The organism is Nitrosomonas oligotropha, assembly GCF_009833085.1.
Taxonomy (GTDB): domain Bacteria; phylum Pseudomonadota; class Gammaproteobacteria; order Burkholderiales; family Nitrosomonadaceae; genus Nitrosomonas; species Nitrosomonas oligotropha.
This window is the reverse complement of record NZ_QRBZ01000026.1, coordinates 20,137-34,269: the sequence shown is the minus strand read 5'-3', so window position 1 is coordinate 34,269 and position 14,133 is coordinate 20,137. Positions and strand designations below refer to the sequence as shown.

Annotated in this window: 14 protein-coding genes; 4 read left to right on the top strand and 10 right to left on the bottom strand. The window is 50.1% G+C overall.

Going from position 1 to position 14,133, the window contains the following annotated elements; genetic code table 11:
• The 6 genes from pyrF to aroA all read right to left on the bottom strand — a co-directional run bounded on the left by pyrF (position 1) and on the right by aroA (position 5,240).
• Entirely contained in the window at positions 1-708 is a 708-nt protein-coding gene (gene pyrF / locus ABD07_RS08650; protein WP_160817949.1) for an orotidine-5'-phosphate decarboxylase, read from the bottom strand.
• Positions 709-713: 5 nt separating this feature from the next.
• Complete coding sequence (locus ABD07_RS08645; RefSeq protein ID WP_160817948.1) at positions 714-926, bottom strand: lipopolysaccharide assembly protein LapA domain-containing protein; 213 nt, start codon at positions 924-926, stop codon at positions 714-716.
• Positions 927-1,064: 138 nt separating this feature from the next.
• Positions 1,065-1,355 carry an integration host factor subunit beta gene (locus ABD07_RS08640; protein ID WP_090317579.1) on the bottom strand — a complete coding sequence of 97 codons (291 nt, stop codon included), beginning with the start codon at positions 1,353-1,355 and terminating at the stop codon, positions 1,065-1,067.
• 9 nt (positions 1,356-1,364) lie between these two features.
• Positions 1,365-3,077 (bottom strand): 30S ribosomal protein S1, encoded by a 1,713-nt coding sequence (gene rpsA, locus ABD07_RS08635; RefSeq protein ID WP_160817947.1) that lies wholly within the window; start codon positions 3,075-3,077, stop codon positions 1,365-1,367.
• 135 nt (positions 3,078-3,212) lie between these two features.
• A complete protein-coding gene (cmk, locus tag ABD07_RS08630; RefSeq protein ID WP_160817946.1) occupies positions 3,213-3,893 on the bottom strand; it encodes a (d)CMP kinase in 681 nt (226 codons plus the stop codon).
• Between the two features lie 39 nt (positions 3,894-3,932).
• Positions 3,933-5,240: a 3-phosphoshikimate 1-carboxyvinyltransferase gene (gene aroA, locus ABD07_RS08625; protein ID WP_160817945.1), complete on the bottom strand. Its 1,308-nt coding sequence runs from the start codon at positions 5,238-5,240 to the stop codon at positions 3,933-3,935.
• Between the two features lie 201 nt (positions 5,241-5,441).
• Between aroA and ABD07_RS08620 the strand changes: the two genes are divergently transcribed.
• Positions 5,442-5,690 (top strand): hypothetical protein, encoded by a 249-nt coding sequence (locus ABD07_RS08620; protein WP_108699487.1) that lies wholly within the window; start codon positions 5,442-5,444, stop codon positions 5,688-5,690.
• Between the two features lie 123 nt (positions 5,691-5,813).
• Here the strand turns inward: ABD07_RS08620 and ABD07_RS08615 are convergent, their stop codons facing one another.
• The 4 genes from ABD07_RS08615 to ABD07_RS08600 form a co-directional block, all read right to left on the bottom strand.
• Positions 5,814-8,330, bottom strand: coding sequence for a DNA topoisomerase III (locus tag ABD07_RS08615; protein WP_160817944.1), 2,517 nt, complete (start codon positions 8,328-8,330; stop codon positions 5,814-5,816).
• Between the two features lie 165 nt (positions 8,331-8,495).
• Positions 8,496-8,954 carry a Smg family protein gene (locus ABD07_RS08610; protein ID WP_090317565.1) on the bottom strand — a complete coding sequence of 153 codons (459 nt, stop codon included), beginning with the start codon at positions 8,952-8,954 and terminating at the stop codon, positions 8,496-8,498.
• A 55-nt stretch (positions 8,955-9,009) separates the two neighbouring features.
• A complete protein-coding gene (dprA, locus tag ABD07_RS08605; protein ID WP_160817943.1) occupies positions 9,010-10,116 on the bottom strand; it encodes a DNA-processing protein DprA in 1,107 nt (368 codons plus the stop codon).
• 17 nt (positions 10,117-10,133) lie between these two features.
• Positions 10,134-11,171, bottom strand: coding sequence for a LysM peptidoglycan-binding domain-containing protein (locus ABD07_RS08600; protein ID WP_160817942.1), 1,038 nt, complete (start codon positions 11,169-11,171; stop codon positions 10,134-10,136).
• Positions 11,172-11,267: 96 nt separating this feature from the next.
• Here ABD07_RS08600 and def point away from each other — a divergent pair, with 96 nt between their 5' ends.
• From def to rsmB, 3 genes are all read left to right on the top strand, one after another.
• Positions 11,268-11,771, top strand: a complete 504-nt coding sequence (def, locus tag ABD07_RS08595; RefSeq protein WP_160817941.1) for a peptide deformylase — start codon at positions 11,268-11,270, stop codon at positions 11,769-11,771.
• Between the two features lie 121 nt (positions 11,772-11,892).
• Complete coding sequence (fmt, locus tag ABD07_RS08590) at positions 11,893-12,849, top strand: methionyl-tRNA formyltransferase (protein ID WP_160817940.1); 957 nt, start codon at positions 11,893-11,895, stop codon at positions 12,847-12,849.
• The gene (gene rsmB / locus ABD07_RS08585; RefSeq protein ID WP_160817939.1) at positions 12,842-14,119 is read left to right on the top strand and encodes a 16S rRNA (cytosine(967)-C(5))-methyltransferase RsmB; all 1,278 of its coding nucleotides are present in this window, start codon (positions 12,842-12,844) and stop codon (positions 14,117-14,119) included. The genes fmt and rsmB overlap by 8 nt, the downstream gene beginning before the upstream one ends.
• Positions 14,120-14,133 lie beyond the last annotated feature (14 nt).

The following is a 14,133-nucleotide window of genomic DNA, read 5'->3' as shown; positions in this document are numbered from 1 at the left end:
TCAGTGATTCGAGGCCAGTTTAGCAATTTCGGAATTAATTTGTTGACATACTGAAACTGGGTTTTTTGCTTGCGTGATTGGTCTACCGATTACCAGATAATGTGAGCCATTGAGGATGCCTTGCTTAGGAGTAGTAGTTCGTTTTTGATCATCGGACTGACAATCGGCAGGCCGGATTCCCGGCGTTACTAGACAAAAATCATTTCCCAGCTGCTGGCGTAAGCGGCTTGCTTCGAGGGCTGAACACACAACGCCATCAAGTTCGCAATCATTTGCGAGTCTCGCCAAGCGTTCGACAATTTGTTCCGGTTTGCCTTGTAATCCAATATCCATAATATCACTCTGATCCATGCTCGTCAGTAAAGTGACCGCGATAAGCTTAGTTGCAGATCCATGCGGAATAGCTTCACGCGCTGCCGTTAGCATTTTCCGGCCGCCCAGTGCATGAACGTTGATCATCCATGCGCCTAGATTAGCCGCTGCTTTGCAAGCGCTGGCAACGGTATTGGGGATATCGTGAAACTTGAGGTCCAGGAATACTTCAAATCCTTGATGCGTGAGCTTCTCAATGAGCTGCGGCCCAACCGCAGTAAAAAGCTCCTTACCTACTTTCAAGCGGCACAAATCAGGATTTAATTTTTTTACCAGGAGGAGCGCATCTTCAGCACTGGGAAAATCCAGTGCCACAATAATGCGAGGATCATGCATAGGGATTATTGATTATGGCAGCGGCATCGAACAAACACAGCAGTGATGAGTACACCCACCGCAAAGAAAATCAACAGTGCTACGCTCAAGGGAAGCTCAATGGATTGCGCTGGATCCAGATAATATTGAAGCACGACAGGCTGAGAGTTTTTTGAAGCAAATATGGCAAGAACAACAAAGACTGCGATACGCAAAAGCCAGGTAATTAGATTGATCATGATGAGTTTGCCTACGAGTTGATAGATGTCTTAATTATTGAACTGACAAGAAAGCTGATTCACAACTTGCCAGAAGAAATTCTGGCGCTTTTTTGGGAGAGCGCACCAAAAATTCAGCAGCGCTCTCCATGCTATCTTTTATTTCCTTTCTTTATAATCAACACGCTCGCGCATTTCTTTTCCTGCTTTGAAATGCGGAACATATTTTTCCGGTACCTTAACTTTCTCACCCGATTTCGGATTCCGTCCAATCCGCGGTGGCCTGTAATTCAGGTCAAAGCTGCCAAAGCCGCGAATCTCAATACGCTGACCTTTTGCCAGGCTTTTGGCCATGGCATCAATAATCATTTTGACTGAGAGTTCGGCATCCTTGGTAACCAATTGCGGAAATCGTGCCGCAAGTCGAGTAATTAATTCAGATTTTGTCATGAATTTTCCTTATTGCTCTGTATTCTTGCTATCCATTTTGGCTTTCAGCAAAGCACCCAGGCTGGTAGTTCCAGCGTTGGCCGGTGTTTTGATTTTTTGCATAGCAGTGGATTCATCCGATTTATCTTTCGCCTTGATTGAAAGATTGATGGTGCGGTTTTTACGGTCGACATTGATAATCATGGTTTCGACCTTGTCGCCTTCTTTCAAATGGGTGCGAATATCTTCAACGCGATCACGCGATACTTCGGAAGCGCGCAAATAGCCTTCCACATCGTTTGTCAGAGCTATGACAGCGCCTTTCGCATCGATGGCTTTTACAGTGCCTTCGATGATACTGTTTTTATCGTGTTCAGCGACAAAACTGGTGAAAGGATCGCCTTCCATTTGTTTGATACCGAGAGAAATACGCTCGCGTTCGACATCGATGGAAAGAATAATCGCCTCAACTTCATCTCCCTTCTTGTAATTGAGCACCGCTTCTTCACCGGGTTGGTTCCAGGATAGATCGGACAGATGCACCAGTCCGTCAATATTGCCTGGCAAGCCGATAAATACGCCAAAGTCGGTGATGGATTTGATTTGACCGTTAACTTTGTCGCCTTTTTCATGGGTTGCAGCGAATTCTTCCCATGGGTTGGTTTGACATTGCTTCATGCCGAGTGATATACGGCGGCGTTCTTCATCGATCTCAAGAATCATGACTTCAACTTCATCACCTAACTGCACAATCTTGGAAGGATAAACATTTTTGTTGGTCCAATCCATTTCCGAGACATGCACCAATCCTTCAATGCCTTGTTCGATTTCAATGAAAGCGCCGTAATCGGTCAGGTTGGTGACTTTGCCGAACAGGCGGGTACGTGCCGGATAGCGCCGTGACAAACCAACCCACGGATCTTCGCTCAGCTGTTTCATACCCAGTGAAACACGATTTTTTTCCTGATCGAATTTGAGAACCTTGGCAGTGACTTCATCACCGATATTGACGACTTCGGAAGGATGTTTGACGCGGCGCCATGCCAGATCGGTAATATGCAGCAGACCGTCTATGCCGCCCAGATCGACGAATGCGCCGTAGTCGGTAATATTTTTAACGATACCATTAACAACCGAACCTTCCTGCAGATTGGACAACAAGGTTTCGCGATCGGCGCCTTGTGTCGCTTCCAATACCGCGCGGCGTGATACCACCACGTTATTGCGTTTGCGGTCCAGTTTAATAACTTTGAATTCCATTTCCTTATTTTCATAAGGCGTGGTGTCTTTGACCGGACGGATATCCACCAGAGAGCCGGGCAAAAAGGCGCGGATACCGTTGATCATGGCGGTCAAACCACCTTTCACTTTACCGTTGACCATACCGGTCACTATCTTACCGCTTTCCATGGCTTCTTCCAGATCATGCCAGGCGGTCAGGCGCTTGGCTTTGTCACGGGAAAGCCGTGTTTCTCCATAACCGTCTTCGAGAGACTCGATGGCAACACTGATAAAATCGCCCGGTTTAACTTCGATTTCGCCGCGATCGTTTTTAAATTCTTCGACCGGGATAAAACTTTCGGATTTGAGGCCGGCGTTAACAACGACGATGTTGTAGTCAACACGAACTACTTCGGCGGTGATTACTTCGCCGATACGCATTTCCTGGCGCGAGAGGCTTTCTTCAAAAAGTGCGGCGAAACTATCGGGAGAGTTCTGGTTTGCAGTAGAAGCTTTAGTCATTATAAAAATACCTGATTTATCATTCCGCCTGGACTGGTATCCTGCGGATTGGGTTGGTTAATAAAAATGTTTGAAACAATCACTCCATTTTCTTTTCTGCACGGGAAAGTTAAGAAAAGCGGCTTTATTTCGTGTTCAAACGCGGGTTTTTGCAAGGACGTCATTATACCAGGAGAGCACTGCATCTTGCGCCTGGGATATGGTCAATGAAGTCGTATCCAGCAATTTGGCATCAATCCCTTGTTGCAAAGGCGCGATACTGCGATTGCTATCGCGTTCATCCCGTTTTTGGATATCCTGCAATAAGTCGGCGATATTAGCACTCATTCCTTTCTCTATCAACTGCTTATGCCGTCTTTGCGCACGTACTTCCGCACTGGCGGTTAAATAAATTTTAAGAACGGCATCGGGAAAGATAACGGAACCCATATCACGTCCATCCGCCACCAGCCCGGGCAGCTGACGAAATGCGCGCTGCCGCTCGGTAAGCGCGGCGCGAACTTGCGGGTAAGCGGCCAGCTGGGAAGCCACGATGCCGCATTGCTCGGTACGGATAGCGTCCGTGACAATGATATCGTCCAGGTAAATGTGCTCGTCCTTGAAAAAGACATTCAGATGGATGGCAATTTCCGCGGCTGCGCCGGGATTTTGAGTATCCGCATGCAATTGTATCGTTTTCAATGCGACCAGACGGTAAAGCGCGCCGCTGTCGAGGTAATGGAAACCAAGCTTGCGGGCAACCAGCTGAGCGACAGTGCCTTTACCGGATGCGGATGGGCCATCGATGGCGATGACGGGAATCTTATTCGTTTGCATGCAGCAGTTTTGTTATGAATTAAATGGGCGGGGTGCAGATTATTTCATTTCGGGGTGAATTATTTGTGAAAATTTCTCAAAATAATCAGGAAATGTTTTGGCGACGCAATCAGGATCGTTAATCCGCACCGGTGCTCCCAAGGACGCCAAGGCAAAGCACATGGCCATGCGGTGATCGTCATAGGTATCGATGGCGGCATGGGGAATTAAGCCATGCGCGGGCGGCGTGATGCGCAGATAATCCGTGCCTTCCTCCACAATTGCGCCTAGTTTGCGCAATTCCGTTGACATGGCGGCGAGACGATCCGTTTCTTTCAAGCGCCAGCTGGCAATATTGCGTAACGTGCTGGCGCCTTCGGCGAATAACGCCGTGACGGCCAGTGTCATGGCCGCATCGGGAATATGGTTGCAATCCAGATCGATCGCGCGGAGCAGTTTTCCGTTGTTGCTGGCTTCAAGCCAATTTTCCCCCATCGATATGTCTGCACCCATCTGTTCGAGTGCTGCGGCAAAGCGGATATCGCCTTGCGTACTGTCGCGACCCACGCCTTGAACGCGAACCGGGCCATGTCCGATCGCACCGGCTGCGAGGAAATACGAAGCGGACGATGCATCGCCTTCGACAAAAATGTGGCCGGGGCTGCGGTATTTTTGTTGCGCCGGTATGATGAATTGCTGCCAGCCGGAATGTTCGACTTGCACGCCGAAATGGCGCATTTGCGCCAGTGTTAATTCGATATAGGGCTGGGAAATGAGCGTGCCGGATACATTGATGATGGATTTTTTTCCACTTAATGGCAGTGCCATCAGCAATCCGGTGAGAAACTGACTGGAAACATCGCCTTTGACGGTCACGGTTTGAATGCCGGCCTGGTCTAGCAATGCAGCCGGTTTGATCTCTACGGGAGGAAGGCCGGGATTGCCCAGATAGCTGATATCCGCGCCCAATTGCCGCAATGCATCGACCAAGTCCGCAATCGGCCGCTCATGCATGCGCGCTACGCCGGATAAACGATAATGCCCGCGCAGCAAGGATAATACCGCCACCAAAGGACGGAAAGCAGTGCCGGCATTGCCGAGAAATAGGTCGGCATCTTTGACCGGAAATACACCTTCCCCGCCGGTGATCGTATAATCATTATTGCCGGTGTGCGTGATGGGCACACCCAAGCGGGTCAGTGCATCCAGCATGCGGGCGGTGTCGTCGGAAGCCAATAGATCATGAATTTCCGTAGCGCCTTCCGCCAATGCGGCAAGCAAAAGAATGCGATTCGAGATACTCTTTGATCCGGGTAATTGCACAGTGCCCTGAGCATTCTTGGCAAACGGGAGGTCAAGCCATTTCATGGTATATGCAGGTGAAAAATTGTAAGATGATATCCCATAAAGATATTGAAAGCGTAATTTTATTGATTCCCGGGAAGTGCCGGTTCCATGGAAATTGTGTGCATAGATTTATTGCATTTGGAAAAATCTTTATTAAACTATCGCGTTTGAGGTAATCTATCTTTTTTACAAAAAAGACACTTTATTAAAAGAGGTTGATGAATGGAAGATGCAGAAATTGTTTTAATGTTTTCTTTGCTGATGATCCCAGCGGCTATCTGGTTGCAGTTGTGGGTGAAGAATCGTAGAGAGAAACGCAGAAATGAATTGGGTGAGGAGGAATTTGAGAATACCGCGCGGGCGTTCGGGTCGATTATTCTTGAGGGTACGGCGATTGTAGGCGGACTCATCATGATTATCATGGGCTCCAGCGGTGTGCTCAAGTACGTCCTTAATTTTTATAATACATAAAAACCGTATTCAGTATTAACTGTCCGGGCATGAGCGCAGGCTGATGCCCGGAAATTTTTTGTCACTTGCAATTTGGCTGTTACCGTCGGGCTGACATGAAGCCAGCGCTGCGTAATGTATAGATCATGAAGTAGTACTGTCGGCTGCTGGTGCTTCTGCTTGCTTCGTTTTAGATTTTGTTCCGGCTGCTTTCTTTGGCGCTTTCTGCTCAAACTCAAAACCGATTTTTCCATCCGCATTTCTGACCAGATAAGCTGAGAAAGGCTTGCCTTTCTTGGAAATGAATTTGGTCAGCAGATCAGTTTTTCCGGTTTCCAGCAATTTGGTGATTTGTTCGTGTTCTATCGGGCGTTCAAGGATGATTTTGCCGGTTTTGAAATCGCAGGTACGGTTAGTACCGGTAGATTTCTCGCAGACATACTGTAAGCCGTGTTCATACACCGAATGACTGCATTTCGGACACTTGCCCAAGGATACCTGGCCGCTGAAATCGACTTCTTCTTGATTGTCATTGTTGTTGCCAAAATCAAATTTCATCTCGAACGTGTCGGTGAGTTTGATCATGGCGTTGAACGACTGCCCCATTTTGCTCCGGAAGCCTTGTAGCGGACCGACTTCCCGCTGGGTGATGAGCGTTTCCATCTCTTCCACTTCAAACTGACGGCCCGCCAGAATTTTCCATAGTGCGAAATCGCATTTCTGGCATTGAAACTTTTTATAGGTTTCGTGCACGGTTCCGCCACATTTTGGGCAGGGGGATTGGAGTGTCGCAAAGTCTCCCGCAATGGTTTCGCCGCGATGCGTTTTGGCTTGCTCCACGATATGCCGCGTCATTTCGGCGATTTTTTCCATGAATGCGGCGCGTTTAAGATGACCCTGTTCAATTTGGCGCAACTGGAATTCCCAATTACCGGTTAGCTCGGGTGAAATCAATTCAGGGATCTTGAGGCCGCGCAATAGCGTGATCAATGAAAAGGCTTTGGCCGTCGGATGCAGTTCACGGCCAATGCGCTGGATATAGTTTTCAAATACCAATCCCTCGATAATCGCTGCCCGGGTTGCCGGAGTTCCCAATCCTTTGGTGTTCATCGCCGCACGCAATTCTTCATCCTCTACCAGTTTGCCTGCACCTTCCATCGCGGAAAGTAGTGTCGCTTCATTGAAGCGTGCCGGTGGGCGGGTTTGATTGGCGATAATTTCGATCGCTTGAGTGGTGACGGATTCACCGGGTGTAATCGCGACAAGCGTTGTATCTTCTTCCTGGTCATCCGGTTTGACAGACTTGCCGTAAACCGCTTGCCAGCCCGGATTGACCATGACTTTGCCTTCCGTTTTGAACGGTTCACTTTCAACCCGGGTGATGCGGGTAGTGACCAGAAATTCAGCAGCGGGAAAGAAAATAGCCAGGAAACGCTTGGTGACCAAATCGTATAGCTTGGCTTCGATTTCGTTTAACTTAGTCGGATTTAACGAGGTCGGAATGATGGCAAAGTGATCCGAGATCTTGGCGTTGTTGAAGATGCGTTTGTTCGGCACAACCCAGTTGGACGCCAGAACTTGCCGGGCAAACTTGCCATAATCGGTATTTTCCAGGCTGAGCAAAGTGTCTTTGACAGTGGCGATATAATCTTCCGGCAATGCGCGCGAATCCGTACGCGGATAAGTCAGCACCTTGTGTTTCTCATACAAGGCCTGTGCCAGCCCCAGAGTCGTTTTGGCGGAAAAACCGAAACGGCTGTTAGCATCGCGTTGCAAGCTGGTCAGGTCGTAGAGCAACGGACAGATTTCTTTGCTGGGTTTGCTCTCTTCGCTGACGTGCCCCGGTTTTCCCTGGCATTTGTCGCGAATGGCTTCAGCTTGCTTTTGTTCCCATAGCCGTTCCGGTTTTGCTTCCTGAGCGGCTTTATCCTTGTTGAATTTTTCATCAAACCACCGGCCGGTGTAAATGCCATTGCTGGCTTCAAACGTACCGTGAATCTCCCAATAATTCTGCGGGCGGAATTTTTTAATTTTTTCTTCGCGCTCGACCAGGATTGCCAACGTAGGCGTTTGTACCCGCCCCACAGTGGTTTTGTGGAATCCGCCTTCCTGCGAGTTGAACGCAGTCATGGCGCGCGTACCGTTAATGCCGACCAGCCAATCCGATTCCGACCGGCTGACCGCTGCTTCTGCCAGCGATTCCACGGCTGAATTATCCAGTAACCGGGTGAATCCATCGCGTATGGCATCGGGTGTCATCGATTGCAGCCACAGGCGCTTTACCGGCTTGCTTGCGCCAACATGGCGCAGAATATAATAAAAGATCAATTCGCCTTCGCGTCCCGCGTCACAGGCATTGATGAGCGTTTCGATATCCTTGCGTTTGATGAGTTTGCTGAGCAGTTTCAGCCGCGCGGAGGTTTTCTCGATCGGATTCAAATCAAAATGCGGCGGAATAACCGGCAAATTGGCAAAACTCCATTTGCCGCGTTTGACTTCGTATTCTTCCGGAATGACAAGCTCAAGCAGATGACCTACCGCGGAAGAAACCACGTATTGATCGCTTTCGAAGTAATCCGTGTGTTTGGTAAAGCCGCCCAATGCCCGCGCGATATCCGCTGCAACAGAAGGTTTTTCTGCAATAATCAGCGTTTTACTCATTAATTTCCCAACAGAAATCATTCATCGGCACTGTGTTTCCCAGCCTTTGGGTTACTTGATATATCAGGGTTGCAAACATGGTCAGAATTTAATGCGTGTATTGTGGAGGTATTCACTCCGGCAGCCATTGTTTTAGATGCGGCTTAATATGAAATGGATTTTTTCTTAGTGCCGGTAATGCGAGTCGCTGACGATCAGCAATTTCTCAAGAACAGCATCATCAGTCAGCTGATTTTGAATCCATAGTTCGGTTAAAACAATCAGTTTTATTTTTTCCAGACTGGAGGAATTTTCATCCATGGCCAATACACGGTCGATTAACAATTCGCGTTGCAGCGGGTTAATGATGCGGGCTTGTTCCAGGAAGAAAATAAATCCCCGTCCTTCGGTGTCGATTCTTTCCATCTCATATTCGGTATAGCAGCGGAAAGAATCGTTTTCGGCGAAACTGGCGGGATAACTGCCAATATCATGGCGTTCGAGTTCCGAGAGCCAGTTCAGGGTCTCATGGATATCCTCGTCGGCGAATCCGGCCATGGTCAGTTTGCGCGTCAGTGTCGCAGAATCCGGATAGCTGCCCGAGTCAAAGAAATTTTCAAATAAATAAACGAGTATATCGAACATAATTGTGTCTAAAAAAGCGAGTATGTTTACAGATCAGTGCTTCCGGTTAATGCCATCACATCGATTGAATCCGCTGGTAACATCCTCCCGGCAAACTGCTGATCTGACCGTCAAGCTCGAGCGTTAATAGCATGGCTGATACAACCTCAGCCGTCAAGCCGCTGCGCGAACAGAGCGTATCAATATCAACGACATCATAACCTAGGTGTTTGAGTAATACCGTGTTTTCGGCTGGCTTTGTGGCGGAAAATTCTTTTTCTACGGCGCTACTCTCATGCCGGGTTAAGGGTAAATAATTCAATTCATCCAAGATGTCTTGGGTATTTTCAACCAATTTGGCGCCTTGTTTAATCAATGCATGACAGCCTTTTGAGAGGGGTGAATGTATCGAACCCGGAATTGCCATGACTTCGCGTCCTTGCTCCAATGCTTGCCGGGCTGTGATCAATGACCCGCTTTGTAATGCCGCTTCCACCACCAGGCATCCATGACTCATACCGCTGATGATACGATTTCTGCGCGGAAAGTTCCTGCCGATGGCAGGGGTACCCAGTGGAAATTCGGAGATTAATGCCCCATCTTTGGCCAGCTTGTGCGCGAGCGGGTGATTCTTTGCCGGATAAACGATATCCAAGCCAGTGCCGACAACGGCAATGCTGGAGGCTAAGCCGCGCAAACCGCCGTGGTGCGCGGCGGTATCGATACCCAGCGCCATGCCGCTGATGATGCACAATCCGGCGTTGCTGGCGGCTTCGGAAAAGGCTTCCGCATTCGATAAACCCTGCGGCGTGGCATTGCGGCTGCCGACCACGGCCAGCGCCGGATGCTGCAACAGCTCCCGCCGGCCTTTGAAATACAGCAGCGGGGGCGGGGCGTCAATATTGAGTAGCTGCGCCGGGTAATCGGAATCGGCCAAAGTGATGACCGCGTTGACCGGATCCTCCAGCCAGCGGAGTACGGCTGCGATTTTATGTGGATCGGCGCCTTGCGAGATGCGCTGCGCGATGGGTTTTTTTACGATGCGCTCCAAGGCGCTGATATGCGATGACAGGATGGCCGCGGGATTGCCAAAAGCGATCAGAAGTCTGCGGATGGATTCGCCACCCAGACCGTCGATCAGATTAAGACTCAGCCATGCTTCAAGATCCGGTGCATGTTTCATGACGATACGCGTTAATTTCAGGGCGTTTTGACGGCGTCCAATACTTTGATGGCTTGCGTGCTTTGTACGACCAGTGCATAGGATATTTTCTCAAAGACGCGGAAGATGAATACCAATCCGGTTCTTTCATCAGGTAATTGCACCATTTGCCCTTTGAGCGACTTGGCCTGGCTTCTGCGGTAGATTGCCAGAACATGACCCATTTCCAGGCCATCTAACCCGCCTTTATTGAGTGTGACGATATCGCCTCTGCCGATCTCGGTGACACCACCATAAACCGAGATAATCCTGCCCTTGAGCGAAAAATCCGGCGCATGCGGAGCGTAGTTATTGAAGATCGTATCGGGCGCCGGAACCAAACGGTCGCCTTTCAGAATCTCTTCCGAAGCGTGCGTGATGATGACCGTGCTGACATCCGAAAAAGCATTCACTTTGGCATTGCCCAGGTAAGTCGCTTCAAAACCGAGAACGGCGCCTTTTTGATCGGGGTCTTTCAGTGCTTTGCCGGGACGGAAAATTTGCCAGGCCGAGCCCTTGTCTTTAGGCAGTTCACTGACATAAGCGATATTGCCCGTGCTCAAAGCGACCCGGCCCTCGCTCGAGCCTAATATATACGGTGCATTGTCGAGACCGTCTTTTTCGATGACCAGCGGCTGGCTCAGGAAAGGTTCGATTGCCGCTGCCGGGATGCTGGGGATTGCCGAAGTGCCCGATTGTTCCGTGCGGATTTTCGGTGATAATTTAACGGTTTTTACACCGTATTCATCGTCCTCCGAAAGGCGTAAACGGATTCCGTGCAGTGATTTTTCCAGTATCACAACATCGCCGGGGTAAATCTTGTGCGGATTTTTTACCTGCGCGCGATTGAGCCCCCAAATTTCCGGCCAGCGCCAAGGATCTTTCAGAAACCGGGAAGCGATTCCCCATAGCGTATCGCCCGGTACGACCACATGATGATCGGGCGTGTCACTCTGCAACTCGATCTCTTGAGCCTTTGTTGACGTGACGGAAAGCAGGCCCAGAAATAAAATCATAGTTATAATAGGCTTTCGCATGGATGATCTCACAGGCAGTGATAATGCATACAGAATGATTGGTTAATGATACGGTCTAAATGCGGAATTGGGTTTATTAAACTACACATTTTTTTCATGGCTATTCTAAAAATACTACAATACCCGGATGAAAGGCTACATACTGTAGCGGTTCCCGTAGCACAAGTCACGGATGAAATCCGTTCGCTGGTCAGCGATATGACCGAGACGATGTACGCTGCGCCCGGTATCGGGCTGGCTGCAACCCAGGTGGATGTGCACGAGCGCATCATTGTGATCGATACTTCGGAAGCGCGCGATGAGTTGCTCGTGTTGATCAATCCGGAGATTATCGCCAGTAGCGGCCTATCGGATTATGAGGAAGGTTGTTTGTCAGTACCCGGTATCTATGGGAAAGTGCGGCGCGCCGAATCGGTCACTGTGAAAGCTTTGAATGCGCAAGGCGAATCTTTTGTTCTGGATGCTGATGGATTATTGGCAGTCTGTATTCAACACGAAATGGATCACTTGGCGGGAAAAGTGTTTGTGGAATACTGGTCAAAGCTCAAGCAAACGCGCACGTTGGCTAAATTAAAGAAAAAACAGCGCAGCACCATGTAGCAGGCGCATGTTGGCATAAGATCGTGCTGTGTGCTGCATCCGGATCTTCTGAATAAATAATCCGGTCCATTGGTACGATTGAATCCCGCTATCCCAATTAACAAGTAATCGATGCGCTAGCATGAAAATCATATTTGCTGGAACCCCTGTCTTTGCCGCGACGGCGCTGGATGCGCTGATTCAGGCAGGGCATGAAATCGTCATGGTGTTGACCCAGCCGGACCGCCCTGCGGGCAGAGGAATGAAAGCCGCAGCCAGCGCCGTTAAATTGCTGGCCGAACAACATCATCTGGCATTATTGCAGCCCTTGACCCTGAAAACTGCCGCCATACAACAGCAATTGCAGGCATTGCATGCGGATGTGATGGTTGTGGCGGCGTATGGATTGATTTTGCCACAAGCGGTGCTGGATATTCCCCGTCTGGGGTGTTTGAATATTCACGCTTCGCTCTTGCCGCGCTGGCGTGGCGCCGCGCCGATTCAACGCGCCATTCTGGCCGGTGATCGTGAGACCGGCATCACCATCATGCAGATGGATGCCGGATTGGATACCGGCGCCATTTTGTTAATCCATCGCGTGGCGATCACGCCGGACGATACCACGCAATCGCTGCACGATAAATTAAGTGCGTGCGGCGCGCAAAGCATCGTTGAGGCGCTGACGCTGCTATCTCAGAAAAAACTGGTTCCCGTGCTGCAAGATGCGGCGCAAGCCTGCTATGCAGCCAAGATAACCAAAGCCGAGGCGGAAATTGATTGGCGGCACAGCGCGCGGCAGCTAGACCGGACGGTGCGGACATTCAATCCGAGTCCGGGCGCCTATGCGCATTTCCGGGATATGGCGCTGAAGATCTGGCAAGCTGAAGCGCTGGACGGAAATGCAGGAAAGCCGGGAGAAATCGTTGCGGTGGATCGTGCGGGTATCACGGTCGCCTGCGGCTCGGGTTTGTTACGGATTGCAATGGTGCAGAAACCTGGCGGCAAAAAAATGAGCGCGGCGGATTTTCTTGCCGGCAATCCGATAGAACCTGGCGAGTATTTCATGACAGCGCATCAGCCTGCAGCATCGCATGATTAAGGCGCAGCTGGCGGCAGCTTCCGCGATCGGTAAAGTGTTGACGGGATCAAGCCTGACCGGCGTGCTGCAGGATGTCTGGCGCGCCGATCCGATGTTATCGAAACAACAAAAAGGCGCCATTCAGGATCTAAGTTATGGCGTCCTGCGTTTTTACGGCCAATTGCAAGCGATTCTCGCGTTGTTACTGAAAAAACCGTTGCGCGATAAAAGTTTGCAACAGCTGTTGCTCGTGAGCTTGTATCAATTGCAGTACAGTAAAGCATCCCCGTATACGGTAGTGGATCAAGCCGTATCTGCTTCGCGCTCCTTGGCGCATGGTCAAGGAATGCAGGGGCTGGTGAATGCCGTTTTGCGTAATTTCATCCGCCAGCGTGAGCGTTTGTTGCAACAGGCGGCCGCTCATGAGGACGGACTGTACTCATATCCGCAGTGGTGGATTGACAAATTGCGGCAGCAATATCCGGAAAAATTCCACACGATACTGCAAGCCGGTAATAAACGCCCTCCGATGACGTTACGGGTGAATCAACGCAAAATAAGCGTGGCGGCTTATTGTGACTTATTGGCGGAACAAGCGATGCCAGCGGAATTGCTCGGGTCAGGCGCGCTGCAACTGAGTCAGCCGGTCGCGGTGGAGTATCTGCCCGGTTTCAGCACCGGGCTGGTGACGGTGCAAGATGCCGGCGCGCAGCTTGCCGCAACATTCCTGGATGTGCATGATGGCATGCGAGTGTTGGATGCGTGCGCGGCTCCGGGAGGGAAAAGCACGCATGTGCTGGAATTGGCCGATGTCGCATTGACGATCCTGGATAATGAAGCGGCAAGATTGGCTCAGGTGCAACAGAATTTGCTGCGCTTGGATATGACGGCGGAAAAGGTGGTGTGCGGCGATGCGTCGGATCCCGCTGCCTGGTGGGATGGCCGTTGCTATGACCGTATTCTGGCGGATGTGCCTTGCTCGGCATCCGGAGTGGTTTGCCGGCATCCGGATATCAAATGGTTGCGGCGTGAAAGCGATCTGGTCAAATTTGCAGAAATTCAACAAGCAATTTTGCATGCCTTGTGGAAAATTTTGAGCAAGGGTGGTAAGTTGCTGTATGTGACTTGTTCAGTGTTTGCTGAAGAAAATACCATGCAGATTGAAAAATTCCTTAACCATCACCCCGATGCAAGCTTACTACCGCTTTCCGCAGCGGCAATGGCGGATGGACAACTGTTACCCGATATTCGACATGATGGCTTCTTCTATACCTTACTGCAAAAAGCCTGATCCGCAAGTGCGCC